At 65.4% G+C, this 22,823-nt stretch carries 26 protein-coding genes; 20 read left to right on the forward strand and 6 right to left on the reverse strand.

Annotation, left to right across the window (positions count from 1 at the left end):
* Positions 1–3: 3 nt before the first annotated feature.
* Together flgK and AC3WJU_RS08550 are read right to left on the reverse strand one after the other, a co-directional pair.
* A complete protein-coding gene (flgK, locus tag AC3WJU_RS08545; protein ID WP_492259643.1) occupies positions 4–1,443 on the reverse strand; it encodes a flagellar hook-associated protein FlgK in 1,440 nt (479 codons plus the stop codon).
* 76 nt (positions 1,444–1,519) lie between these two features.
* Positions 1,520–2,020 carry a flagellar protein FlgN gene (locus AC3WJU_RS08550; protein ID WP_284989472.1) on the reverse strand — a complete coding sequence of 167 codons (501 nt, stop codon included), beginning with the start codon at positions 2,018–2,020 and terminating at the stop codon, positions 1,520–1,522.
* 300 nt (positions 2,021–2,320) lie between these two features.
* On the opposite strand from AC3WJU_RS08550, the gene AC3WJU_RS08555 reads away from it, so the two are divergent.
* From AC3WJU_RS08555 to AC3WJU_RS08630, 16 genes are all read left to right on the forward strand, one after another.
* Positions 2,321–3,187, forward strand: a complete 867-nt coding sequence (locus AC3WJU_RS08555) for a flagellin N-terminal helical domain-containing protein (protein WP_284989473.1) — start codon at positions 2,321–2,323, stop codon at positions 3,185–3,187.
* Positions 3,188–3,304: 117 nt separating this feature from the next.
* On the forward strand, positions 3,305–4,684 hold the full coding sequence (fliD, locus tag AC3WJU_RS08560) for a flagellar filament capping protein FliD (RefSeq protein WP_492259644.1): 1,380 nt from the start codon (positions 3,305–3,307) through the stop codon (positions 4,682–4,684).
* Between the two features lie 12 nt (positions 4,685–4,696).
* Positions 4,697–5,137 (forward strand): flagellar export chaperone FliS, encoded by a 441-nt coding sequence (gene fliS, locus AC3WJU_RS08565; RefSeq protein WP_234751449.1) that lies wholly within the window; start codon positions 4,697–4,699, stop codon positions 5,135–5,137.
* A complete protein-coding gene (locus tag AC3WJU_RS08570; protein WP_492259645.1) occupies positions 5,127–5,423 on the forward strand; it encodes a hypothetical protein in 297 nt (98 codons plus the stop codon). The genes fliS and AC3WJU_RS08570 overlap by 11 nt, the downstream gene beginning before the upstream one ends.
* A gap of 134 nt (positions 5,424–5,557) precedes the next feature.
* Positions 5,558–5,899, forward strand: coding sequence for a flagellar basal body rod protein FlgB (locus AC3WJU_RS08575; RefSeq protein WP_492259646.1), 342 nt, complete (start codon positions 5,558–5,560; stop codon positions 5,897–5,899).
* Complete coding sequence (locus AC3WJU_RS08580) at positions 5,899–6,291, forward strand: flagellar basal body rod protein FlgC (RefSeq protein WP_059388252.1); 393 nt, start codon at positions 5,899–5,901, stop codon at positions 6,289–6,291. Before AC3WJU_RS08575 ends, AC3WJU_RS08580 begins: the two co-directional genes overlap by 1 nt.
* Entirely contained in the window at positions 6,291–6,632 is a 342-nt protein-coding gene (gene fliE / locus AC3WJU_RS08585; RefSeq protein WP_492259647.1) for a flagellar hook-basal body complex protein FliE, read from the forward strand. The genes AC3WJU_RS08580 and fliE overlap by 1 nt, the downstream gene beginning before the upstream one ends.
* A complete protein-coding gene (gene fliF, locus AC3WJU_RS08590; protein WP_492259648.1) occupies positions 6,632–8,251 on the forward strand; it encodes a flagellar basal-body MS-ring/collar protein FliF in 1,620 nt (539 codons plus the stop codon). The genes fliE and fliF overlap by 1 nt, the downstream gene beginning before the upstream one ends.
* Complete coding sequence (fliG, locus tag AC3WJU_RS08595; protein WP_284989479.1) at positions 8,248–9,276, forward strand: flagellar motor switch protein FliG; 1,029 nt, start codon at positions 8,248–8,250, stop codon at positions 9,274–9,276. Before fliF ends, fliG begins: the two co-directional genes overlap by 4 nt.
* On the forward strand, positions 9,266–9,880 hold the full coding sequence (locus AC3WJU_RS08600; protein ID WP_492259649.1) for a FliH/SctL family protein: 615 nt from the start codon (positions 9,266–9,268) through the stop codon (positions 9,878–9,880). Before fliG ends, AC3WJU_RS08600 begins: the two co-directional genes overlap by 11 nt.
* Positions 9,877–11,208 (forward strand): FliI/YscN family ATPase, encoded by a 1,332-nt coding sequence (locus tag AC3WJU_RS08605; RefSeq protein WP_492259650.1) that lies wholly within the window; start codon positions 9,877–9,879, stop codon positions 11,206–11,208. The genes AC3WJU_RS08600 and AC3WJU_RS08605 overlap by 4 nt, the downstream gene beginning before the upstream one ends.
* Positions 11,205–11,630, forward strand: coding sequence for a flagellar FliJ family protein (locus tag AC3WJU_RS08610; protein ID WP_284989482.1), 426 nt, complete (start codon positions 11,205–11,207; stop codon positions 11,628–11,630). The genes AC3WJU_RS08605 and AC3WJU_RS08610 overlap by 4 nt, the downstream gene beginning before the upstream one ends.
* 2 nt (positions 11,631–11,632) lie before the next feature.
* Entirely contained in the window at positions 11,633–12,295 is a 663-nt protein-coding gene (locus tag AC3WJU_RS08615; RefSeq protein WP_306963884.1) for a C40 family peptidase, read from the forward strand.
* Complete coding sequence (locus AC3WJU_RS08620; RefSeq protein ID WP_492259651.1) at positions 12,295–13,749, forward strand: flagellar hook-length control protein FliK; 1,455 nt, start codon at positions 12,295–12,297, stop codon at positions 13,747–13,749. Before AC3WJU_RS08615 ends, AC3WJU_RS08620 begins: the two co-directional genes overlap by 1 nt.
* Positions 13,750–13,765: 16 nt before the next feature.
* A complete protein-coding gene (locus tag AC3WJU_RS08625; protein WP_059388250.1) occupies positions 13,766–14,191 on the forward strand; it encodes a flagellar hook assembly protein FlgD in 426 nt (141 codons plus the stop codon).
* A 40-nt stretch (positions 14,192–14,231) separates the two neighbouring features.
* Positions 14,232–15,404: a flagellar hook protein FlgE gene (locus tag AC3WJU_RS08630; RefSeq protein WP_492259652.1), complete on the forward strand. Its 1,173-nt coding sequence runs from the start codon at positions 14,232–14,234 to the stop codon at positions 15,402–15,404.
* A 76-nt stretch (positions 15,405–15,480) separates the two neighbouring features.
* On the opposite strand, the gene AC3WJU_RS08635 is transcribed toward AC3WJU_RS08630, so the two are convergent.
* The 4 genes from AC3WJU_RS08635 to AC3WJU_RS08650 all read right to left on the reverse strand — a co-directional run bounded on the left by AC3WJU_RS08635 (position 15,481) and on the right by AC3WJU_RS08650 (position 18,794).
* On the reverse strand, positions 15,481–15,846 hold the full coding sequence (locus AC3WJU_RS08635) for a hypothetical protein (RefSeq protein ID WP_492259653.1): 366 nt from the start codon (positions 15,844–15,846) through the stop codon (positions 15,481–15,483).
* Positions 15,812–16,708, reverse strand: a complete 897-nt coding sequence (locus tag AC3WJU_RS08640) for a S8/S53 family peptidase (protein ID WP_492259654.1) — start codon at positions 16,706–16,708, stop codon at positions 15,812–15,814. Before AC3WJU_RS08640 ends, AC3WJU_RS08635 begins: the two co-directional genes overlap by 35 nt.
* Positions 16,709–16,855: 147 nt before the next feature.
* The gene (locus AC3WJU_RS08645) at positions 16,856–18,118 is read right to left on the reverse strand and encodes an FAD-dependent oxidoreductase (RefSeq protein ID WP_492259655.1); all 1,263 of its coding nucleotides are present in this window, start codon (positions 18,116–18,118) and stop codon (positions 16,856–16,858) included.
* Positions 18,119–18,125: 7 nt separating this feature from the next.
* Positions 18,126–18,794 (reverse strand): TetR/AcrR family transcriptional regulator, encoded by a 669-nt coding sequence (locus AC3WJU_RS08650; protein WP_492259656.1) that lies wholly within the window; start codon positions 18,792–18,794, stop codon positions 18,126–18,128.
* A 144-nt stretch (positions 18,795–18,938) separates the two neighbouring features.
* On the opposite strand from AC3WJU_RS08650, the gene AC3WJU_RS08655 reads away from it, so the two are divergent.
* From AC3WJU_RS08655 to AC3WJU_RS08670, 4 genes are all read left to right on the forward strand, one after another.
* A complete protein-coding gene (locus tag AC3WJU_RS08655; RefSeq protein ID WP_492259657.1) occupies positions 18,939–19,991 on the forward strand; it encodes an NAD(P)-dependent alcohol dehydrogenase in 1,053 nt (350 codons plus the stop codon).
* A 99-nt stretch (positions 19,992–20,090) separates the two neighbouring features.
* Positions 20,091–21,467 (forward strand): MFS transporter, encoded by a 1,377-nt coding sequence (locus AC3WJU_RS08660; RefSeq protein ID WP_492259658.1) that lies wholly within the window; start codon positions 20,091–20,093, stop codon positions 21,465–21,467.
* 15 nt (positions 21,468–21,482) lie between these two features.
* Positions 21,483–21,893 carry a (R)-mandelonitrile lyase gene (locus tag AC3WJU_RS08665; protein ID WP_306963764.1) on the forward strand — a complete coding sequence of 137 codons (411 nt, stop codon included), beginning with the start codon at positions 21,483–21,485 and terminating at the stop codon, positions 21,891–21,893.
* A 24-nt stretch (positions 21,894–21,917) separates the two neighbouring features.
* Positions 21,918–22,775 carry an aldo/keto reductase gene (locus tag AC3WJU_RS08670; RefSeq protein ID WP_492259659.1) on the forward strand — a complete coding sequence of 286 codons (858 nt, stop codon included), beginning with the start codon at positions 21,918–21,920 and terminating at the stop codon, positions 22,773–22,775.
* Positions 22,776–22,823 lie beyond the last annotated feature (48 nt).

Here is a 22,823-nt window from a genome sequence, read left to right on the forward strand (position 1 = left end):
GGCTTACCTTCCCACCAATCCGGTGTGGTTGATCAGGACGTCGAGGGCTTCATCCACGGCCGTCATGGCCCGGGCAGCCGCCTGGTAGGCGTGCTGGTTGCTCAGGAGGCTGATGTTCTCCTCGTCGAGGCTGACGGACGCACCGGAGGAACGCTGCCCGACGGCGGCTGTGCTCGCCGCATCGGCGAGCTGCTGATGCTGCTGTGCCGATTGGGACGTCGTGCCGATCCCTGTGACGATTCCGGACCACAAGGCATCAGGGGATCCTTGCCCGGTGCCGATTTGGGCAACGGCGTCGGCGATTTTGCCATCGAGGGCGCCGGAGCCGGGGCTGCCGGTGGCGATTCCCGCGGCGCTCGTCGGGACAACGCTGAGGGACAGGGCCGCCGGGGCGCCAGGGGTGGTTGCGAAGAAATCGAGATTTGAGGTGCCGGTGGTGGACTGCCCGGTGCGGTGCACGGCGTTGACGTCGTTCATGAGTTTGGTGGCGAAGGCGTTGTAGGAAGCGGCGGCCTCGGAGATGGCCCCTCCCGCGCCTCCCGCCGTGGCGGGGGCAAGGAGGGAGACGGCGCCGGCGAGTTTTCCGCCGTCGAGGGAAACCGCCACACCGGGGCGATCGGCCCATTCCAACTGGACGGGTCCTCCCAGCGCCAATGTCGAGCCCGGTGCGCCCATGCTCGCCTGGCCGCCCAGCGTGAGCTCGCGGTGCGACGTGCCCGAGACGATGGCGTTGCCGCCCACGAAGACATCCACCGTGCCGTCGGCGTTGTCCCGGGCAGTTCCGCCAGCCAAGGAAGCAATGGTTTCAACCACCTTGTTTCGGGCATCGATGATCTCGTTGGCTGAGCCGCCCGAGGCTGTGACGGAACGGATCGTCGCGTTGAAGCCGGCCACCTGGGCTGCGGCATCGTTCAGGGTTGCGACGGTACTTTGGGCTTCTCCTCGTATCCGGGTCCACTGGGAATCCAAGGCCTTGTATCCCGCCGACACCGCATTGGCAACGGTGGTGCCGGCTTGCAGCAGCACGCCGGCCGGGGCTGCTTCGCCTGGGTGGTTGGAGACTCCCTGCCACGAGGACCAGAAGGTCTGCAACGCCGTCGATATTCCGGCGGGACCGGGCTCGCTCAGCGAGCCTTCGAGTTGCTGGAGTTGGGTGGACCGATAGCCGGCGTAACCGGCCTGGGCCGCGCTGGAGCGAACCCCGGCATCGAGGAAGCTGTTGCCCAGGCGGGCGATTCCGTCCACCGACACGCCCTGACCGGCCTGGGCACCCGCCGTGAAGAGGCCCGTGCGCGCGGGTGCGCCGACGGCGGATTGCTCGATCCGCTGCCTGGTGTACCCGTCAGTGCCGGCGTTGGCGATGTTCTGTCCGGCAACGTTGATGCCCTGCTGCGCCGCGGTGAGGCCCAGGTAGGCCGTATTGAGTCCGCCGAATGTGCTCACTGCTGTGTCCTTTGGGTGATCCGGGCCTTGAGGTGATCCGGCCTTTGCATGTCCGTCTACGTTTGATGAGTTTCGGTCAGAATTGCTGGTCGAAAAGGCGGGACGGGGTTGAGTCTGCTGTCCCGCTTTGGGAACCGGTCCGCCCGTGGGAGTCGTACGTCCCGGCCGCCGGTTTCAGGTCCGCCATGGTTTCCTGGGTGGAGCGGACGGCGGCGCGAAGGAACTGCTCGTTCGAATCACGCAGCTCCTTGATGGCCGCGGTTTGCTGCTGCATCGCGTTCAGGTGCGCGGACAGGACATCAGCCCAGGCCTCTTCCGGGGCCGCTGTGACCAGCTCGCCCAGTGAAGACTCGGCAGGCAACCCCCATTGCTCTGCCACGGCCGCCACTTCCACCGCCCTTGCAAGCCCTGCCTTGGACAGGTGCCCCAGGACCTGCTCCACTTCCCGGGTGCCATGCGGCAACCAACGGGATTTACCCGCCGTGAGGAGCAGTTGCTCTTCCTCCAGCTTGAATGTCAGCAGATCCAGTAGCTCACGTTCTCGCCACAGCAGGGCCGACAGTTCATGGATGGCCATGTCGGGTCAACTCCAGTTCCGGGTTGGTTTTTCGGGTGCGTTGCCGCGGGAAAACACTTCCCCTGTGCCTTCGCCGCGCTGAAAACAACTATCGGCTGCCGCGGCCCATGCGTTAGGCGTTGTTTATGCATGATTTATTCGCTTTGTCCAGTCAAGCGACGCGCGGCGGATCTTGAGGCCTGTGGCAAATTTTCCTGCGGCGTTTTGCTAACCAAAGGGGACCGCCGTTCCGATAACCAGAAGTGACAGGCCACGGACGGCCTGGAAGTACCAGCAGACCCAATCATGGAGGAATACATCATGGGCATGGCAATCAACACAAACCTGATGGCGAACAACGCTTACGGCAACCTCAACCGCACGCAGAACGACGTGTCCAAGTCGATGGAGAAGCTTTCCAGCGGCCTGCGCATCAACCGTGCAGCTGACGACGCAGCAGGCCTGGCAATTTCGGAAGGCCTCAAGTCCCAGGTCAGCGGCTCGGCAGTCGCCGCCCGCAACGCCCAGGACGGCATCTCGGTCATCCAGACCACTGAAGGTGCACTGACCGAAGTCCACTCGATCCTCCAGCGCATGCGTGACCTCGCTGTCCAGGGCTCGAACGACACCAACAACACCGCTTCCCGTGCGGCGATCAAGGGTGAAGGCGACTCGCTCGGCAAGGAACTGGACCGCCTCACGCAGTCCACTCAGTTCAACGGCATCGATCTGCTTAAGGGTGCGGCTGGAAACAGCGGCGCGTCCCTGAACATCCAGGTCGGCACCGGCGGCAGCGCCAACGACAAGATCGCCGTCAACCTCGGCGACGTCGCGACCGCCGTCGGAACCGGCGCTACCGGCCTCTCCGGCGCCGCGGGTGCTGCAGGCTTCAAGGTGGACACGAGCGCCAACGCCCAGCTGACCATCGCTGCCGTTGACACGGCCATCGCGGCCGTTTCCGCCCAGCGCGCCGACCTGGGTGCAACCCAGAACCGTCTGGAGCACGCCACGAAGACCCTCCAGGTCTCCGGCGAAAACCTGCAGGCAGCCGAGTCCCGCATCACGGACACGGACATGGCTTCGGAAATGGTCAAGTACACCAAGGCCAACATCATGTCCCAGGCCGGCACCGCAATGCTGGCCCAGGCCAACCAGTCCGGCCAGGGCGTTCTCTCGCTCCTGCGCTAAGACCTTCCGGTAGCTGACCGGTAATCAGCGAACGGCGGCCAGGACGGGAACACACCCCTGGCCGCCATTCGCGTCCGGACCCCGCCGACGTAACCAACACATCCGGAAGGACCAAACGTGGCAAGCTCGATCGACGGCCTCGCCAGCGGCTTGAACACCACCTCCATCATTGATTCGCTCATGGCGGTGGAAGCACAACCGCAGACACTTCTGAAGACGAAGCTTGCGTCGGACCAGACAATGATTTCGACGCTTCAATCGCTGAACTCGAAGCTGTCGTCACTGAAAGACCTCGCAAGCGGCGACTCGGCCGTGAACGCCTTGAACCTGTTTAGCGCCACCACGACTTCCCCGTCGATCACTGCGACGGCGACCACCTCCGCGACCGCGGGCTCAATCGACGTCACCGTCACCCAGCTGGCCCAGAGCCAAGTGGACGTCACCGCGGCCATGAGCAACTGGCCCACCGACGGCTCGGGTGCACCGGCACACCTGACGCTCGTCGACTCCACGGGAAAAAAGACTGAGATCACGCCTGCATCCACCTCCCTTGACGACGTCGTGACGGCGATCAACGCGGCGTCCGGCCCGGCCCGGGCCGTCAAGGTCCCGGCAGGCAACGGAACCTATCGCCTTCAACTGACCGCGGCCACTTCAGGTGCGGTTGGAGCGTACAGCGTCTACCAGGGCACGGCAGCGCAAGTGAGCGCGGGCACCGCGACCGACCTGATGGCTGACCCCTCCGCCGCCGTCGTCAAGGCCGCCCAGGATGCCAAAGCGACGCTGTATGCGGGGACTCCGGCAGCGCAGACAATCACGTCCGGAACCAACACCTTCACTGATTTGCTTCCCGGGGTGTCAGTGGCGGCCTCCGCCGTCACTGCCGGACCGGTGACCGTGAACATTGCCAGTGACTCCGCAGGCATCACCAAGAAGGCCGGGGATCTGGTGAACGCCGTCAATGACGTCCTCGGCTTCGTCTCCATTTACAGCGCCGTGACCCAGACGACCGACGCCAACGGCGCCTCCGCGGCCAGTGGCGGCATCTTCAGCGGCAACAGCGGCGTCCGCTCGGTCAACGACCAAGTCTTCTCCGCCGTGTCCATGCCCGTGAACGGGAAGTCTCCCTCCGAATACGGAATCAACGTCACCAGGGATGGAAACTTCACGTTTGACGCGGCCAAGCTCCAATCGTCCTTGGCTTCGGATCCCGCCGGGACGCAGGCAGCGCTCCAGACCATTGCATCCCGCGTGTCCGACGCAGCAACCAGCGCTACCGATCCGTTCAGTGGTTCGGTAACCGCCCTGATCAAGGGGCAACAATCCGAAGTGACCGACCTCGGGAGCCAGATCTCCGACTGGGACCAGCGTTTGGCCTCCAGGCGGCAGACCCTGCAAACGACGTACAACGCCATGGAAGTTGCCCTCGGCCAACTCAACGCCCAGCAATCATGGCTCACCGGCCAGATTGCCGGCCTCTCAAGCTCGACGAAGTAGGGAGCGTAACGCATGACCTCCACAGCCCTCCGCGCCAGCCAGCTTTCCCGGTACAACGACGACGCCGTCCTGTCGGCTCCGCCGGCCAGGCTCCTCACGATGCTTTATGACCGGCTGCTCCTGGACCTGAACCGCGCCCAGTTCGCCCAGGAGAATGCCAACTGGGGTGTCGCAAGCGAGAACCTGTTGCATGCCCAGTCGATCGTCACCGAGCTGTCCTCCACCCTGAAGACCGACGTGTGGGACGGGGCATCCGGACTGCTGAGCATCTACCAGTACGCGATGGAAGCGATGATCGGCGCAAACATCTACCGCGACGTCAACCGGACCAAAGAATGCATTGTGCTCCTGGAACCCCTCCGGCAAGGCTGGCACGACGCCGCTTCGCAGCTGCCTGTCCAGGCGACGGTATCCGGGACGGCACGGACGAACGGCACACTCGGTGTCGGCTGATCCTATGCAGGCATGGTCCGGAATCCTGGACCGGCTTGAAGCGGACATCGCCTTGGCCGTCTCCGGCGGCGAGCCCGAGGCATGGAATCCGCCCGCCGCGGACGAGGCCGGGCCGCTGCCTGAGGAGCTGGCGGACAAAGCACGCCGGATACTGGACGCGCAGCTGGAGTCCATGGCGATGCTCGGCAAGGTCCGCAACGACGCCCTCGCCCACTTGGACGCGCTCAGCACGGTCCCGGACAGCCAAAGTTCCGCGCTCCCGCTGTTCCTGGATGTGCAGGGCTGAAGAGAAAGTATTGAAAACAATCCCTCATCGGCTAACGGATGCCACATGCTTGCCGATGGTGGAAGTTGAGCAGGGATTGCTCGATGCACGGCCACGGATCGGCCTCTTCATACTATTCGCGAAGGTAGGCCGTCGTGTTCGAGTCAGTGACTTCCGTTGCCCTTGGTAGCGCCCTGGACGGGCTCTCATTGCGCCAGCGCACCATCGCCAACAACATCGCCAACGTCAACACACCGAACTACCACGCCAAAAGGGTCCAGTTCGAAGACGCGCTTGCGGCCTCGGTGAGCGCCGGAGACGGGCAGGCCACGGCTTCCGTCACTACGTCCCAGGAACCCACCCAACTCAACGGCAACAACGTCAACCTGGACACCGAAACCCTCTCGAACGTAGACACCGTCCTGCGCTACCAGTTCGCCTCCCGTGCCATCGGCGAACAATTCACCGCCCTACGCACGGCCATGAGGACCAGCTGATGACTTTCGACGCGATCGGGATTGCCGGCTCCGCCCTGACTGTCCACCGCAAATGGCTCGATGCAGTCTCGGACAACCTGGCCAACATTAATACCGCCACCCGCACCAGCGGCAAGGCGTTCCAAGCCCGCTACATCGAAGCCGCCGAGGGCAGCGATGGAACCGGCGTGTACGTCAAGAGCACTCCGCAAGGCAGTGCGACCGGCAGGCTCGTGTATCAACCGGACCATCCGCTTGCCGATGCCCAAGGCTATGTCCGTTACCCGGACATCGACCTCGCCGAACAGATGGGTGCCCTGATTGTGGCGCAACGCGGCTACCAGGCCAACGCCCAAGTGGTGGACCGGGCCCGTGAGACGTACCAGGCAGCGCTTGAGATAGGAAAATCCTGATGGCTTTGGACCCGATCGGCGCAATTCAAGGCGGCGGGGGACTTTCCGTGCAGGGCGTCACCGGCACCGGCTACCTGGGCGGCGCCGGCAACGTAACCGGAGCCGCGGGAACTTCGGACGGCAACGGCTTTGCGACGGCGCTGACTGGTGCCGTGGACAACCTCCAGTCACTGCAGTCGACGTCGAACCAGCTGGCCGTGTCCGCGGTAACGGGCAACCTTGACGATATCCACAAGGCGACAATCGCTGCCACCCGCGCCCAGATCACCATGGAGCTTGTCTCCACGGTGCGGAACAAGGGCGTTGACGCGTTCAACGAGACCATGAGGATGCAGGCCTGATGCCTCCACAGATTGCCGCCTTCTTCCGCAAGATGGGCGATGGATTCAAGGGGTTCACGGCAGGGCAGCGCACCATCGCCATCATCGGCATCGCCGTCCTGGTGCTCGGCGGAGTGGCCCTGTCAGCATGGTTGGGCAAGCCGTCCTACTCGCCGTTGTTCTCCGGTTTGAAGGACACGGATGCCAACGGGATCGTGGAGCAGCTGCGCAAGGACAATGTCCCGTACGAGCTCAGCAACGGCGGTTCCACCATCCTCGTCCCCGACGACAAGGTCAACGACGAACGGCTGAAAGCCGCCGCGGCCGGTCTTCCGGCGACCGCGGCCACCGGCTATTCGCTGCTCGACAAGCTCGGCGTAACCTCGTCCGAATTCCAGCAATCGGTTACCTACAAACGCGCGCTCGAGGGTGAACTCGCCACCACCATCCAGGCCATGGACGGCGTAAAGACAGCCGCCGTGCAGTTGGCCCTTCCGGCCAAAACGGTGTTCGTTGACAAGGCTCCGGACGCGACGGCATCCGTGTTCGTGGAAACACAGCCGGGCATCACCCTGTCCGCCGATAAGGTCCAGGCGATCGTGCACTTGACGTCCGCCGCGATCGAAAACCTGAAGCCAACGAACGTGACCGTGGTGGATTCCCAGGGCAACGTCCTCTCCACGGTGGGAGGCGGAGCCACGGGCTCCTCCTCCAAGCAAGCCGCCGACTACCAACAGCGCACCTCCGATTCGGTGAAGGCTGTACTCGATAGGGTTGTGGGACCGGGCAACGCCACCGTCGCCGTCGCGGCCGACGTGACCGCCGAGTCCGCGCAGCAGCGCAGCGAGACGTTCTCCACCGCCAAGGATGCCGCTCCGCTCAGCGAGACCACCAAGACCGAGAAGTACACGGGAACCGGCGGCGGCGCCTCCGGTGTCCTTGGCCCGGACAACATTGCCGTGCCGGGCGGCACCAACGGCAACGGAACGTTCGATTCCAGCGACACCACCAAGAACAACGCCGTCAACAAAGTCACCGAAGACCGCACCATTCCGCAAGGCGCCGTGAAACGCCAGACCATCTCGGTGGCGATCAACCAGTCGGCGGCGGCCGGACTCAACGTCAACTCGGTCAAGGCACTCGTTACTTCCGCGGCCGGCGTCGATCCCACCCGCGGCGACGTGGTGACAGTCGAAGTGCTGCCCTTCAGTACCTCGGCCGCAGACGCGGCGTCCCAGGCACTGGGCGCGGCCAAATCGCAAGCCGACGCCAAGCAACAGTCGGATTTGATGAACACGCTCATTCTCGCGGGCAGCATCCTGTTGGCAGTCGTAGCGCTGATCGTGCTCGTGCTGATCCTCCTGCGGCGCCGGCAGCACCGCGAACCGGTTGACCTTGGCGAACGCCTTGATTACGAGATGCTGCCTGAAGCGGTCTCCACCCCGGCGATCGAAGGACCGCCCGCCACCTCGGCGATCGAACTGCCGCCGGTTCATCCGGTCCCGGCGTTGCCGATGCCAGGCGCTGAGGCTCTCGACGGCGAACGGCGGCGGGCCCAGATTGAAGCCATGGTTGCCGAGAACCCCGCCCGGACCGCCGATTACCTGCGCGGGCTCATGGATGAAAGGCAGTCCGTATGAGGGTGGGGGAGCTGGACGTAGGAGGCTTGACCGGCGCCCAGAAGGTGGCGGTGGTGCTCATGCAGATGAGCCCTACCAGCGCAGCGTCCGTCATGACCCAGTTCTCCGAATCCGAGGCCGAGGACATCGCCGCCGAGATCGTACGCTTGCGCCGCGTCTCCTCATCCGTGGCAGACCACGTCATGACGGAATTCCACGACCTTGCGGTCAGCGGACGCCGGACGGCCCGCGGCGGCCAGGAATTCGCCGTCGGGCTCCTGGAAGCGTCCTTCGGTGCGGACAAAGCGGCCGGTTTCATGGACCGTCTCGCCTCCACGATGGCCGGGAAGTCCTTCGAATTCCTGGAGATGATGGATTCCGGCCAGCTGCTTGCCCTCATCGACGGCGAGATGCCGCAGACCATCGCCTTGATCCTGGCGCATTTGCGGCCGGGCAAGGCTTCCGCGGTCATGGCCGGCTTGGGCGACGTGCAACGCAGTGAGGTGGCCCGCTGCATAGCCACGATGGGATTGGCTTCGCCGGAGGCCGTGGGCATCGTGGCCGAGACGCTCAAGGTTCGTGCCGGAGCCGTCATGTCGCAAAGGAAGTCGAGCGAGATTGTCGGCGGCATCCAGCCCCTCGTCGACATCATCAACCGTTCCGACGTCAACACCGAACGTTCCGTGCTGGAAGGCCTGGAAACCCTCGATCCGGAACTGGCCACGGAAGTGCGCGCCCGGATGCTGACCTTTGTGGACATCGTGAAATTGGAACGGCGCGACATCCAGCAGATCCTTCGTGGCGTCAATGCCGAAGTGCTCGCTGTCGCCATGAAGGGTGCCCCTGCCGTGGTTCTCGACGCCGTGCGCACCAACGTGTCCGGCCGCAACCTCGAAATCCTGGAAGCCGAAATGGCTTCCGCCGGGCCGGTGCGCGCCTCCCAGGTTGAAGAAGCCCGGGCAGAGATTGTCCGTTCCATCCGTGAGCTGGAAGCCGAAGGCGCCATCGTGGTCCGACGCGGCGAGGAAGACGACTATGTCTACTGAGGCTGAATTCCAGAGGGTGATCTTCCCGGACATCCAACCGGCCGCGAGGTCGCGCAAAGAGGACCGGGGATACACCCAGGGACACGCGGCGGGCTACGCGGCCGGGATCCAGGCTGCGGCCGCGGAACAGCGCCGCCTTCGCGAACAATTCGAGGCCGAACACCGCGCAATGCTCGACGCCGGGCAGCTGGCTGTGGAGCAAGCTGTCCGAGTGCTCGAGGCGGCGGCCGCAGTGTCCCGGCAGCACCGCGGTGCCGTGCTGGAGGAAGCGCAGGACGTGCTGGCGGCCAGCGCGATGGAGCTCGCGGAAGCCATTCTGGGTTACGAACTCAACGACGGCGATAGTACCGCCCGCGCCGCGTTGACCCGGGCTCTGGCAACGGTTTCAGACGTGCAAGCGGTGACCACGGTCCGCCTCCACCCGGCGGACCTGGCCGCGCTGTCCGCCGTCGACGTCGGGAATGTGGCCGGCGTCGAACTCAAGGCCGATCCCGCCCTGGACCCGGGCGATGCGATTGCGGAATATCCGCAGGGTTGGCTCGACGCCCGGCTCAGCACCGCAGTGCACAGGGCCAAGGCAGCCCTGCTGGGGAAAGACGCATGAGCGGCATCAACTACCGGCCGCACTCAGGCCGTTTCCGCGCTGCCCTCGCCGCCGCGGCGCCGCAGCGCGTGGGTACCGTGACGTCCGTCCTCGGCCTTGGCCTTGAGGTCTCCGGACTGGACTGCGCGGTGGGGGACCTGGTGACGGTGGGCGAGGCGCCCGGGCTCGACGCCGAAGTGGTCGCCTCGGTCAGTGGCGCCGTCCGCTGCATGCCGCTGGGACGGTTGACCGGAGTGGCCGCGGGAGACCCGGCCCGTTCCAAGGGCGCTCCGATCCTGGTCCCCACCGGCCGTGGCCTCTTCGGACGGGTACTCGATGGGCTCGGGCGTCCGATCGATGGCAAAGGCCCGTTGCCCGCGAGTCCTATGGTCCCTTTGGACAACGAGGCGCCGTCGGCCATGCACCGTGCCCGGGTGGACACTCCGCTCCAGACCGGCGTCCGCGTCCTGGACACGTTGGCCACTCTTGGCCGAGGCCAGCGCATGGGGCTGTTCGCGGGCTCGGGGGTCGGCAAGTCCTCGCTGTTGTCCATGATCGCCCGCGGAACGGATGCCGAAGTGTCCGTCATTGCCTTGGTGGGGGAGCGCGGACGTGAAGTTCGCGAGTTCTTGGAAGACGACCTCGGCCCCGAAGGCCTGGCCCGTTCCGTGGTGGTCGTTGCCACGTCCGACGAGCCTGCCCTGATGCGCCTGCGCGCCGCCGTCACTGCCACCCGGATTGCCGAATCCTTCCGCGAAGCCGGCAAGGACGTCGTCCTCATGATGGATTCACTGACCCGCGTGGCCATGGCCCAGCGCGAAATCGGCCTCTCCGCCGGTGAGCCCCCCGCTACCCGCGGCTACCCGCCGTCGACCTTCTCCGTTCTGGCCCGGCTCCTGGAACGCGCCGGCACCGCCGAAACCGGATCCGTGACCGGTATCTACACAGTGCTGGTGGACGGCGACGACCACAACGAACCGATCGCCGACGCCGCCCGCTCGATCCTCGACGGACACGTGGTCCTGGACCGGAAGCTCGCCGTCACGGGGCACTTTCCCTCGGTGGACGTCCTTGGCTCGGTGTCCCGCGTGGCCTCCAAGGTCAACTCGGCCGATCGCACGGGGCTCGCGGCATCCCTTCGCAGGGTCCTCGCCGCGCGGCGCAGCGCCCAGGACCTGATCGACGTCGGCGCCTACCACCGTGGCAGCAATCCCTTGGTTGACGCGGCCCTGGACCACGAAGCTGCCATCAACGGGTTCCTGCAGCAAAGCATGGACGAATCCACCCCGTACAGCGAGTCCTGGCCGGAACTCTTCCGCCTCTCAGCAAGCCTCGAAGGAGCCGCGTGAACCGTCAATTCTCCCTGGCCGGGTTGTTGCGTTTGCGCCAGACGCAGCAGGATGCCGCCGCCAGTGGACTGGCCCGTGCCAACTCCCGGTCTGCGTCCCTGCGATCCCGCCGAGCCACCGCCCGGGAGGAACTGGCAGAGTCCGCCGGAGGCGCCGGAAGCTCCGCGTCTCTCCTGGCCATCGCGGCCGCCCGGGCGTCCGCGCAAAGCATGTTGGCCGAGCTTGACGCCTTGTCCGCCAGCGCCGAGGCTGAAGCCGCCGCGGCCCGCGCGGAATATACCGAAGCCAAGCGCCGCGCAGTAGGACTCGAGAAGCTCGAAACCCGGCACGGCGCCGCATTTGAGGCTTCGGCGCTGCGCGCTGAGCAAGGCGTGCTGGACGAGATCGCGTCCTCCGCGTGGCACCGGAAGGCCACCTCGTGAGCATGACCGAGGCCATCGGGCGCATTCAGAGCATCGAGTCGATGTTGCAGCAACTCAGCCAAGGCATCCGCCCTCAGGCAACTGCCGCGAGCACCACCGCTTCCACTGCCGCGGGCGCGGCCACTTCCACCGACTCGGCGTCCTTCGCGCAAGCGCTGAGCTCCGCCGTCGGGGGATCGGCGACGCCGGACGTGAGCCAGCTCTCTTCTTCCTTGGGGCTCGGCGGCAGTGCCGCCCTCTCCGGCATCGCGGGCGCGCTTTCGAGTGCCGGTACAGGCACGGCCACCGGCGCTGTCACGGGCGATGCCGTGGTGGCCGACGCCAAGAAATACGTCGGTGTGCCCTACGTCTGGGGCGGCACCAACCCGGCGGTGGGCATGGATTGCTCAGGCTTCGTGCAGCGCGTCTTCAAGGACCTCGGCGTTGATCTGCCGCGCGTCGTCAGCGACCAGATGCGGCAAGGCACTCCCGTGGCATCCTTGGCCCAAGCCAAGCCCGGCGACCTGTTGGTGAGTTTCGGCGGCGAACACATTTCCATCTACCTCGGCAACGGCAAAGCGATCGACGCGCCCGTCCCCGGCCAGACCATCCAGATCCGCGATGCGTGGGAACAGCAGTCCAATCTGACTGCGATCCGCCGGATTGTCCCCGCGGGAGGCTCGTGATGCCGTTGCCACTCTCTGTTGCGGCAGTTCCGCGTCAGGCTGTTCCCGGCTCTTCGCCCGTGCAGCAGTCCGGCGGGGCTGCCGGGTTTGATGCCGTGATGAACGGCGTGCTGGCGTCCGACGCGAAGACCTCGCTCGGGACCGCACAACAGACCCCCGACGGCGGCGCCCAGGAAGAGCCTGCCGGCGACGGTTCCGGGCCGGTCGCCCGAGCCGCCAAACCGGAAGCGTCGAAGGTCGCCAAGGACAGGGTTGATGCTGTGGGTGTGGTTGAGGCGGCTGGCGTGGCGGGTGCTGTTGTGGTGGGTGCTGTTGCGGCCGCCGTGGTGGGTGCTGTTGATGCGGCCGCCGCCGCTGTTGCTGGTGGACTCGCGGCCGGGACCGCTGCTCCGCAGGCGGGCGGCACTGGCGTTACTGTGTCGGCCAAAGACAGTGCCGTTGACAGTACGGTCCCGGCCAAAGCCATTGCAGGCACGTCGGCAGCGGCAAGACTGCCAGTCAGGATGCCCGCGGGCAACGCTCAGGCGACGCCGGCTGGAACGGAGGTGGGCGCATCTGTGCCGGCTGCGCTGCCGCTCGGGAGCCTTGGTCAGAGCCCAGCCCAGCCTGGTCCGATCCCGGCCAGCCCGTTGCCGGCCAGCCCGTTGCCGGCCGCTGCACCTGCCAGCCAGATGCCCGGCGCCCTGCCCAGTAGCCCGCCGCCAACCGTCGCGCTACCCGCCGGCCCGCTCCGCGGTAACTCGCTGCCCATCAACCCGCTGACCGCCGGCCTCGCGACCGGGGTCACCGCGACCGCAGCCCAAGCAGGCGAGCCGGGCACCGCCGTCGTACTTCCCGTCGGGAAAGCCGGGACCCAACGGGACTCGCCACCGGTCCTTGGGCAGGACACGCAAGTCGCCGCGGCACCCGGGCTTCCCTCGGAGATTCAGGCAGGAATTCCGTTGGTGGGGCGGCCGGCGCCGCCACTTCAGGAGGCTCCTACGACAGCCGCTCCCGGCATGGCAACGCCCACTCTCCAGGCAGACCCGGCGAAGCTGCTGTCCCAAGTGTCCGCACCGCTGTTCTCGCTTGCATCGGCGGCGCCCGGCTCCCACGTGATGACCTTGAAGCTCTCCCCGGAAGACCTCGGTCCGTTGACTGTCCGGGCGCATATCGAAGGCGCAGGGGTCCGGATCGAATTGTTCGCCCCCGGAGAAGCCGGCCGTGAGGCCATACGCAGCATCCTGCCGGAACTGCGGCGTGGACTCGGCGAATCGGGCTTCGGCGCGAGCCTCGACCTGTCCGAACACAACGCTCCGGCCGATGCCGGGGCGGGCGGCTCGGACCCCCGTGACCGGCGCCCGGCCGAAAGTCCCGCCTTCCCACGGGGCAGCGACGGCGAGTCGCTCCGCCAGGCGCGGACCGCCGTCGTACTTCCCCGAAGCATTACCAGCAGCCTGGACATTCTCGTCTGATGAAGGAGAGCCAATAGTGACCATCCAAGCCATCGCGGCAAGCAGCGGAGTCCAGCCCGGAACCACCGCAGCCAAACCCGCGCAGACCATGGACTCGAGCATGTTCATGTCCCTCCTGGTGACTCAGCTGAAGAACCAGGACCCGAGCGCTCCCATGGACACCAACCAGATGATGAACCAGACCGTCCAGCTGTCCATGATGGAGAAAATGACGGAACTCACGGCGGACGCCAAAGAGAGTTTTTCGCTCCAGATGCGCAGTGCCGCGGCACAGATCATCGGGCACAACGTCAGCTATGCGCTCGCCGACGGGACAAAGGGCTCGGGCGTCGCGAGTTCGGTTTCCTTCGCGGCCGGAACCCCCACGGTAGCGGTCGGGGGAGTGAACGTTCCGCTTGATTCCATCAGCGGGATGACCGCCGCTGCCACGCCAACCGCCTGACGCTCCACACCCCTCGAACCACCCGAAGAAAGGCAACACCATGCTTCGTTCGCTGTACTCCGGAATCTCCGGCCTCCGTGCCCATCAGGCCATGCTGGACGTCACGGGAAACAACATCGCCAACGTGAACACGGCCGGCTTCAAGGCCTCCTCCACGCAGTTCCAGGACACGCTCTCCCAGATGACCCAGGGCGCCGGCGCCCCGCAAGCCGAGACCGGTGGCACCAACCCCGCCCAGATCGGCCTCGGGGTACGCGTGGCGGGAGTCAGCACCAACTTCAGCCAGGGTTCATCGCAGAACACCGGGCGGGCCACTGACATGATGATCTCCGGCGACGGGTTCTTCATCACCAGCAAGGCCGGACAGCAGCTCTACACCCGCGCGGGCGCCTTCGACATGGACGCGGCCGGCCGTCTGGTGAGCCCCGACGGCGGGATCCTGCAGGGCTGGTCTGCCGCCAACGGCGCCGTGAACTTGGGAGGTCCCGTTGGCCCGATCGCCCTCTCGCCCAATACGACGTCGGCCGCCGTCGCCACCACCAAGGCCTCGCTGGACGGCAACCTGCCGTCCGATGCGGCCGTGGGGACCAGCGTGGAGCGCCAGGTCAAGGTGTACGACGCCGACGGCGCCTCCCGCAGCCTGACTCTGACGTTCAGCCGCTCTGCGGGAGGCTGGGATGTGGCCGGGGCCGACGCCAACGGCGCCACGGGGAACTCGACGCTCACGTTCGCGAACGGTGCGCTGACTTCGGGCGGTGCCATGACCGTCGGCGGCATCTCGGTGGACATGTCCACTGTTACCGGATTCGCCGCCATGAGCACACTCACGGTCGGCAGCCAGAACGGATCCGAGGCAGGCAAGCTGGAGTCATTCACCCTCGGCGGCGACGGCTCACTCATCGGCTCGTTCAGCAATGGCAGCAAGCAGGTTCTGGCCCGCGTGGCCCTTGCCCGTTTCACCAACCCCGGCGGCCTCGAGAAATCCGGTAGCTCCACGTATGTGGCTACCGCCAACTCCGGCGCGGCCCAGTTGGGCGCCCCGGGCGACGCCGGACTCGGCACCCTGACTGCCGGGGCCCTTGAGATGTCCAACGTTGACCTCTCCCAGGAATTCACCAACCTGATCGTTGCCCAGCGCGGCTTCCAGGCGAACGCCCGCATCATCACGACGTCGGACGAGGTCCTGCAGGAGCTGACGAACCTGAAGCATTAGTGAGACTGCCCGTTCACAGACAGAAGGATGGCCGGCATCCTTGGACGCCGGCCACCCTTCAGGCAGTTACTGCTTTTTAGAGTCCGGCGACCCCGTTCGGAGTGCCGACGCCCGTGGGTCCGTCCCATCCGGTGCCGGAGAGGCACCATTGGCTCGTGGAGCACGTGCCCGTTGAACCCGAGGCGACGTCATTGAATTTCCCGGAGTTCGTGTACGGAAGAGAGTTGGCCAGTGCCGAGGAGCTGCCTGTGTTCCCGGAAAGCGCGTACATGGCCGCGATCAGGGGCGAGGAGAGGCTGGTCCCTCCATACTGGGCCCATGACGAGGTGGTGCTGCTGCTCGGCGCGTACACTGCCAGGCCGGTCTGCGGATCTGCGACGGCGGAGACGTCCGCCGAGGCGCGCTTGCTACAGCCCGTGCCGAACGTGGCAGCCGCTGGCAACGCGGCATTGACACTTGAGCATCCGGATCCCGAGCCGGACCAGGCAGATTCGCCCCACCCGCCGTGCACTGGAGTTCTTGACCAACGATGTGCCTCCCACGGCGGTGACGTAACTCGAGGAAGCGGGGTAGGACGAGCCGGTGTACCCGTTGTCGCCGGTTGACGCTGTCACCGCGATGCCCGGGTGGTTGTAGTACGTGCCGTAGCTGGAGTCTGCTGAATCCCCGCCGCCGTAGCTGTTGGAGATCGCCGCGACGCCGGGCTGTTTTGCGGCCGTTGCCACGGCTGTCCCAAGGTCGCTGAGGCTCGCTGTTGTCGCCTGCACTACCAGGATCTTGCAGTCCGGACACGCTGCAGAGACGGCGTCGACGTCGAGGGCCGTTTCGTCGGCCCATCCGGAATTGAACCTGGGAAGCTTGTTGCCGCCGTTTTGGTCCTTGATGGTGAGGCAGCCGTTGCTGACCGTGCATGCCGGGAGGCCGAACTGTGAGCGGTAAACGCCGAGATCGCGTTCCAGGTTCGGATAGCCGTAGGCATCCACGATTGCGACGGTTCTGCCGCCGGACGCGAGGCCTGTGATGTTGTAGGCGCTCTGGATGTCCGCGGGGGTCTTGCCGGTGGCGGGCGGCGTGCTCGAAGCGGGTTTGGTTTGTCCTCCCGGCGACGCCTTGCCCGGAGTCGTCGAATCATCGACGTACTTGAGCGCAAAACACGACGCATTGCCGGCTGGGACATCGGCGCAGACCTTCTCCGCATGCCAGTTGGCGGACGGAGATGGTTGGGCAACTGCGGCCGGTGCTGTGGCTGAGAACGCGCTCAGCAACAGCAACATCGCCCCGGAAACGCTAAGGATCTTCTTCACGAAACCTCCCTGAGGAACAATAAGATCCGACTTGACAGGATAGTCAACTCGGCGTGACAAGCTTCGCACCAAACGCCACTATTGTCACCCATGTCACATCCACCCCTGCGGTCTCATGAGCCACCGGGGAGATTTGCGGTTCGATTGCTAGTGGTTGGTGAGGTGGGGGCTGTGGATGTGTTCGCGACGGAAACCGAGGCCCACAATGCGGCCCAAGAGGCGTTTGACCAGTGGCGTGTGGCTGATGGGCCGTATGAGTTGGACGGGTGGGTTGTTTTGGGCAAGGCGAGCGAGTTGGCGTGTCTGCTGTCGCTGCAATGCCTGTGCGATCCTTACCGCTGGTTCGCGTCGTCGTTGCACGCGCTGGAGGTCGGCGACGGCGATGGTGCCCGTGCGCAGTGGTACTGCGAGGTGATTGGCCGTGGCGACGGCGTCGGCGATGGCGTAGTTCACCCCGGCGGCTCCGGCCGGCGACATAGCGTGGGCGGCGTCGCCGATGCACAACAGGCCTGGCTCGCACCAGCGTCTCAACCGATTGGAGCGCACGGACAGCAGCTTGATCTGGTCCCAGTCGGTCAGCGCGGCCAGGCCGGCGGCCAAGAACGGTGCGGCACGTGCCACCCGGTCGCGGAAGGCGGCCAGCCCCGCGGCCTGAACCTGCGGGAGTGTTCCTTTCCCGATGATCGTGCCGCACTGCCAATAGTCGCCGCGGTCGATTGCGAGCACGATCTGCCCGCCGCCGACATAGCCCAGGGTCGGCGGCGCATCCTCGCTGCGCGGCACGCGGAACCACAGCACGTCGATCGGCATTGCGAACTCCCTTAGCGGCAAGTCCGCGTGTTCCCGGATAAGGGAGAACCGCCCGTCGCACGCCACCGTGAGATCCGCCCTGATCTCTACTTCGCCCTGGGGAGTGCGTGCCCGTACGCCGATCACTTGCTCACCGTGGCGGAGCAGGCCGGTGGCCTCGGTACTCATTTCCAGTCGGAAGGTGGGGTATTGCATGGCCTGGGTGGCCAAGAAGGTCAGGAAGTCCCACTGCGGCATGAACGCCATGAACTTGCATCGGGAGGGCAGGTGCCGGAAGTCCACCAGCCCGAAGGTCTGTCCGTCGATGCCGAGACGCAGTTCCGGTATCTCCGTGTGCGGCAGGCTCAGAAACTCTTCCAGCAATCCCAGTTCGGCGAGCACATCGGTGGTCGCAGGATGGATGGTGTCGCCCCGGAAGTCACGGAAGAAATCGGCGTGCTTCTCCAGCACTGTCACTTCGACTCCGGCGCGGGCCAGCAGGTAGCCCAGCATCATTCCGGCAGGTCCACCGCCGACCACGCAACACTGCGTGTCCCAAGAACGTGGGCCGGGGCCGGGGCCGGGGCCCGGGCCGGGTGTGGTTTCGGATTCGCTGGACATCCCTGGCTCACCCCATCGACCGGCTGAGGCCGTCAAGGATGAGGTTCAGCCCGAAGTCGAACTCATCCCCGAAGTCGTAGCCGGGTTTGAGGACGTGTTCGGTGGCGATCTCCATCATGTGGGGGTATTGCCCGGTCGAAAAGCGTTCAACGATCGGCGCTGTGATCTCGGCGGCGGTGTCCCGGCCGTCAAAAGGAAGGGCGGCTTCCTGGAGTGCGAATCCGTAGATGTAACTATCGAGCAAGGCATAGGCATGCGCCGTCATCTGGACGGAAAAGCCTGCTGCCCTCAAGGTCGCCAAGGTCGCTTCGTGGTGACGCAGGTTCGCTTCGCCCGGGGCGGAGCGGCTTTCCAGCAGCCCGACCGCCCAAGGATGGCGTTTGAGCGCGCTGCGCACTTCGTGTGCCCGCCGGTGCATTTCCTCCCGCCAGTCGCCCGCGGGGGAGGGTAATGCGATTTCGTGGAAGACCATGTCCACGATGCCATCCAAAATTTCATCCTTGTTGGCCACGTAGTAGTAGAGCGACATGGGCTTGGTTCCCATGCTCTGGGCGAGCGAGCGGATGGTCAGCGCGGCGATTCCTGACTCGTCAGCGAGATCCACAGCGCAACCGAGCACCCTTTCGCGGCTCAACGGAGGGCGTCGCTGCGGGAGGGGCTGTGCAGTGTCCGGCATCGGGACTCCTTGGACTCTAGTTGGTGCAGCACTCCAGCGATTTAGTGCAGGGGGTCTAGCGGTTTAGTACATTGTACGATAATCTTTTTGGTACAGCGTACGAAAAAGTAGCTGAACACCCCAAATGACTGGAAAGGAACGGCCATGACCGCTGGTCAGCATGCTGCGGAGACTCCGATTTCAGGCGGCTCGCAAAAGCCGGAGGTTACGATACGGGCCATCGTGCAGGAGGCTTACGGCTCCGCCGACGTCCTGCACCTGACGCAGATCCCCACACCGAAGATTGCCGAGAACGAGGTGCTGGTCCGGGTCCACGCTGCAGGACTGGACCGGGGGACCTGGCATGTAACCCGGGGCCTGCCTTACGCGCTGCGCTTGGCGTTCGGCGTCCGCGCCCCCAAAAATCCTGTGCCCGGGATGGACTTGGCCGGCACGGTCACGGCGGTCGGAGCAGCAGTGACCCGATTCGCCGTCGGGGACGAGGTCTTCGGGGTCGGGAAGGGCTCCTTCGCTGAATATGCGACGGCCCGCGAAAGCCAACTGGCGCCCAAACCGGCGAACATCAGTTTCAAACAAGCCTCGGTGGTCCCGGTTTCCGCCTGCACTGCGCTGCAGGCCCTTCGCGCCGCGGGCCGGATACCGCCGGGACAGAAGGTTCTGATCCTTGGTGCCTCGGGAGGAGTGGGCAGCTACGCTGTTCAGCTCGCAAAAGCTGCCGGGGCTGAGGTCACGGGCGTGTGCAGTGCCGCCAAAATGGGCCTGGTGCGCTCGCTCGGTGCCGATCACGTCCTCGACTACACCACGCAGGACTTCGCCGACGGCACCAAACACTACGATCTGATCCTGGATATTGCCGGGAACCCCACCCTGGCACGCCTCCGCAAGGCGCTCACGCCTACCGGCACGGCTGTTATCACCGGCGGCGAAGAAGGCGGCTCCTGGACGGGCAGTATCGACAGGCAATTCAGGGCCCTCGCGCTGTCCCCGTTCATCGGTCAGCGGCTCACCATGGTCATGGGGACGCAAGGCGTTGCAGACCTCGAATACCTTGCCGGGCTCATCGACGCCGGAACCCTCACCCCGACCGTCGACCGCAGCTATCCGCTGGAGCAGGTTCCGGACGCCATGCGCTATTTCGACGCCGGCAAAGTGCGGGGGAAAATCGCGATCACCATCCGAGAAGCTCAAGGCAACTGAAACAGGCACTGGCAGTACACGTTATAGCAGGCACTCCCACGCGGACCCGGGGACTGGTTTTCTTGAATCAGTCCCCGTTTCCCTGCTTGGAAGGCCACCATGTCCGTGACTACCGTCAAATCCTTTCCGGAAGCCGTGGCGCGTCCGCGCGCATCTCTCGCGGTTGCCATGCTCGGATTTTTCGTGGTCGCCTTGGACGCCCAGATTGTCAACGTCGCGCTGCCGGAGATCCGGAATGATTTCGGCGGTGGCCTTTCCGGCCTGCAGTGGATAGTCACCGGCTATACCTTGATGTTCTCGGCATTGCAGCTTTTCGCAGGGACCTTCTCAGACCGCGTTGGGGCGCGTCGCGCCTACGGCATCGGCATGATTCTCTTCACCGTTGCCTCGATGGCATGCGGGTTCAGCCCGAGCCTTCCTGCACTCATCGCCGGACGCGTCCTGCAGGGCATCGGTGCGGCAATGATTACCCCTACGTCCCTCGCCCTCATCCGGGAGGCGTTCCACGATCCTGCGCGTCGCGGAAGGGCAATCGTGTACTGGGGCCTGGGCGGCTCGGTCGCCGCTGCTGCCGGGCCCGTGCTCGGGGGCATCCTCACGCAACTGGACTGGAGACTGATCTTCTTCGTCAACCTTCCGGTGGGAGTGGCAGCCCTGCTGGTCCTCTCCCGAGTGGCTCCTTCGCCACGACGCTCGATGCCCTTTGACTGGACGGGGCAGGTTGCGGCGGTCCTCACGCTCGCGAGCCTGGCGTACGGCATCATCGAAGGAGCCGAACTCGGCTACGGAAGCCCCCACATCCTGTTGACGTTCGCCACATGTGTCGCATCCGCAGCCGTATTCGTGGCAGCACAAGCACGGGGAAGCCACCCAATGATCCCGCTCGACTTGTTCCGTTCACGCGCAGTCTCCACGGCCCTGATTGTCGCCGGGGTCACCATGGCGGCGTTCTACGGCGTCGTCTTCCTCCAGAGCCTCTACTTCCAACAGGAACGCGGAGCCAGCGCCCTGGAGACCGGGCTTCTGTTCCTGCCCATGACCGGGCTTGTTGCCCTCCTGAATCCCCTCGTGGCCAGGTTCGCGGAGCGATTCGGGCGCATAGTCGCGATCGTCTCTGGCCAATTGCTGATGGCCGCGGGGCTGGCGAGCCTCTGCCTCCTGCCAGGCAATGCGCCGACCCTGCTCGTCGCGTTCCTGATGGTGCCCGTCGGCGTCGGAGGTTCCTTCACGGTTCCGCCGATCATTGCCCTCATCCTGGACCACGTGCCGGCGGAGTTGGCGGGGACCGCCAGCGGCGCGGTCAATACCGCCCGGCAGCTCGGAGGCTCCCTCGGCGTCGCGATCTTCGGTGCCGCACTCGCCGGTCAGGACTTCATGGCAGGATTGCGCATCAACCTGAGTATCACGGCCCTTCTCCTTCTGGTCCTCGTAGCGGTGTCCCTGCCGCTTCGGCACGCACAACAATCACGGCACTAGCGAAAGGCAGACGCCATGAAACTCGTTCCCCCCACCCCGACCGTCAAAGCCCCTACGGAGAGATTCACGGGAGACGTCTACCTCAATCCGCTCCACAACGGCGAGGCGCCCTCACGTCTTGTGGCGGCGATGGTCCGCTTCACCCCCGGTGCCCGTACGAACTGGCATTCCCACCCTCTTGGCCAGACCCTGCACTGCACCGATGGCACCGGGTTCGTTGCCACCCGGGACGGCAGTGTGATCCTCATGCGCGCAGGGGACACGGTCCACACGCCCCCCGGCGAGGAACACTGGCACGGCGCCACCCAGGACAACATGATGTGCCACCTGGCCCTGGTGGAGCACGACAACGGGGAGAGCGCCACCTGGCTTGAGCCCGTCAGTGAACAGGACTACCAAGCCGCCCACGCCCAAATCAGCCGATAACCCCCATCCAAGCGAAGGAAACCCATGAACACCGTCACCCTTAACAACGGCGTCGAAATGCCGATCCTCGGCTTCGGCGTCTTCCAGATCCCGGACGAGGAAACCCAGGCCGCGGTGGAAGCCGCGCTCGACGCCGGTTACCGTCACCTGGACACCGCCGCTTCCTACCTGAACGAAGAGGCCGTTGGCCTGGCCATCAAGAACAGCGGCCTCGCCCGCGACGAACTCTTCATCACCACGAAGCTCTGGATCCAGCACGCCCCGGCAGGCAGCGTCCAGGACGACACCAAGCGCGCCTTCGACAACTCACTCCGCCGCCTCGGACTCGACTACGTCGACCTGTACCTGATCCACCAGCCGTTGGGCGACTACTACAGCGAGTGGCGCGCCATGCAGGAACTCCACCAGGACGGCCTCGCCCGCGCGATCGGGGTCTCGAATTTCCACCTCGACCGGCTGGTGGACCTCATCGACCACAACGAGATCGTCCCGGCAGTCAACCAGATCGAAACCCACCCCTTCCACCAGCGCGCGGCCGACCAGGCAATGATGCGCGAACGCGGTGTCCAGATCGAGTCCTGGGGACCCTTCGCCGAAGGCAAGAACAACCTGTTCACCAACCCGCTTCTCAGCTCCATCGCCGATGCGCACGGCAAGTCCGTCGCACAGGTGGTTCTCCGTTGGCTCATCCAGCGCGACGTCGTCGTCATCCCCAAGTCCGTCCGGCCCGAACGCATGGCCCAGAACCTCGACGTCTTCGATTTCACCCTTACCGACGAGCAGATGAGCCGGATCGCCGCCTTGGACACCGGGGCCAGCCTCTTCTTCGACCACCGCGACCCCGCCATGGTCAGCTGGCTCGGCAATCGCAGGATCAACTGAAGCGCCGGGGTTGGACCACTGCCTGACTCCTACCCCATTAGTCCGGCG

Source organism: Arthrobacter sp. FW306-1B-F12A, assembly GCF_058781865.1.

Coding starts and splice junctions, on each gene's coding strand:
- AC3WJU_RS08665 (WP_306963764.1), top strand. CDS start 21,483: ATGAAACTCGTTCCCCCCACCCCGACCGTCAAAGCCCCTACGGAGAGA.
- AC3WJU_RS08655 (WP_492259657.1), top strand. CDS start 18,939: ATGACCGCTGGTCAGCATGCTGCGGAGACTCCGATTTCAGGCGGCTCG.
- AC3WJU_RS08620 (WP_492259651.1), top strand. CDS start 12,295: ATGCCGTTGCCACTCTCTGTTGCGGCAGTTCCGCGTCAGGCTGTTCCC.
- AC3WJU_RS08605 (WP_492259650.1), top strand. CDS start 9,877: ATGAGCGGCATCAACTACCGGCCGCACTCAGGCCGTTTCCGCGCTGCC.
- fliS (WP_234751449.1), top strand. CDS start 4,697: ATGACCTCCACAGCCCTCCGCGCCAGCCAGCTTTCCCGGTACAACGAC.
- AC3WJU_RS08630 (WP_492259652.1), top strand. CDS start 14,232: ATGCTTCGTTCGCTGTACTCCGGAATCTCCGGCCTCCGTGCCCATCAG.
- AC3WJU_RS08600 (WP_492259649.1), top strand. CDS start 9,266: ATGTCTACTGAGGCTGAATTCCAGAGGGTGATCTTCCCGGACATCCAA.
- AC3WJU_RS08580 (WP_059388252.1), top strand. CDS start 5,899: ATGACTTTCGACGCGATCGGGATTGCCGGCTCCGCCCTGACTGTCCAC.
- AC3WJU_RS08670 (WP_492259659.1), top strand. CDS start 21,918: ATGAACACCGTCACCCTTAACAACGGCGTCGAAATGCCGATCCTCGGC.
- fliF (WP_492259648.1), top strand. CDS start 6,632: ATGCCTCCACAGATTGCCGCCTTCTTCCGCAAGATGGGCGATGGATTC.
- AC3WJU_RS08550 (WP_284989472.1), bottom strand. CDS start 2,020: ATGGCCATCCATGAACTGTCGGCCCTGCTGTGGCGAGAACGTGAGCTA.
- fliE (WP_492259647.1), top strand. CDS start 6,291: ATGGCTTTGGACCCGATCGGCGCAATTCAAGGCGGCGGGGGACTTTCC.
- AC3WJU_RS08555 (WP_284989473.1), top strand. CDS start 2,321: ATGGGCATGGCAATCAACACAAACCTGATGGCGAACAACGCTTACGGC.
- AC3WJU_RS08660 (WP_492259658.1), top strand. CDS start 20,091: ATGTCCGTGACTACCGTCAAATCCTTTCCGGAAGCCGTGGCGCGTCCG.
- AC3WJU_RS08650 (WP_492259656.1), bottom strand. CDS start 18,794: ATGCCGGACACTGCACAGCCCCTCCCGCAGCGACGCCCTCCGTTGAGC.
- AC3WJU_RS08615 (WP_306963884.1), top strand. CDS start 11,633: ATGACCGAGGCCATCGGGCGCATTCAGAGCATCGAGTCGATGTTGCAG.
- AC3WJU_RS08645 (WP_492259655.1), bottom strand. CDS start 18,118: ATGTCCAGCGAATCCGAAACCACACCCGGCCCGGGCCCCGGCCCCGGC.
- fliG (WP_284989479.1), top strand. CDS start 8,248: ATGAGGGTGGGGGAGCTGGACGTAGGAGGCTTGACCGGCGCCCAGAAG.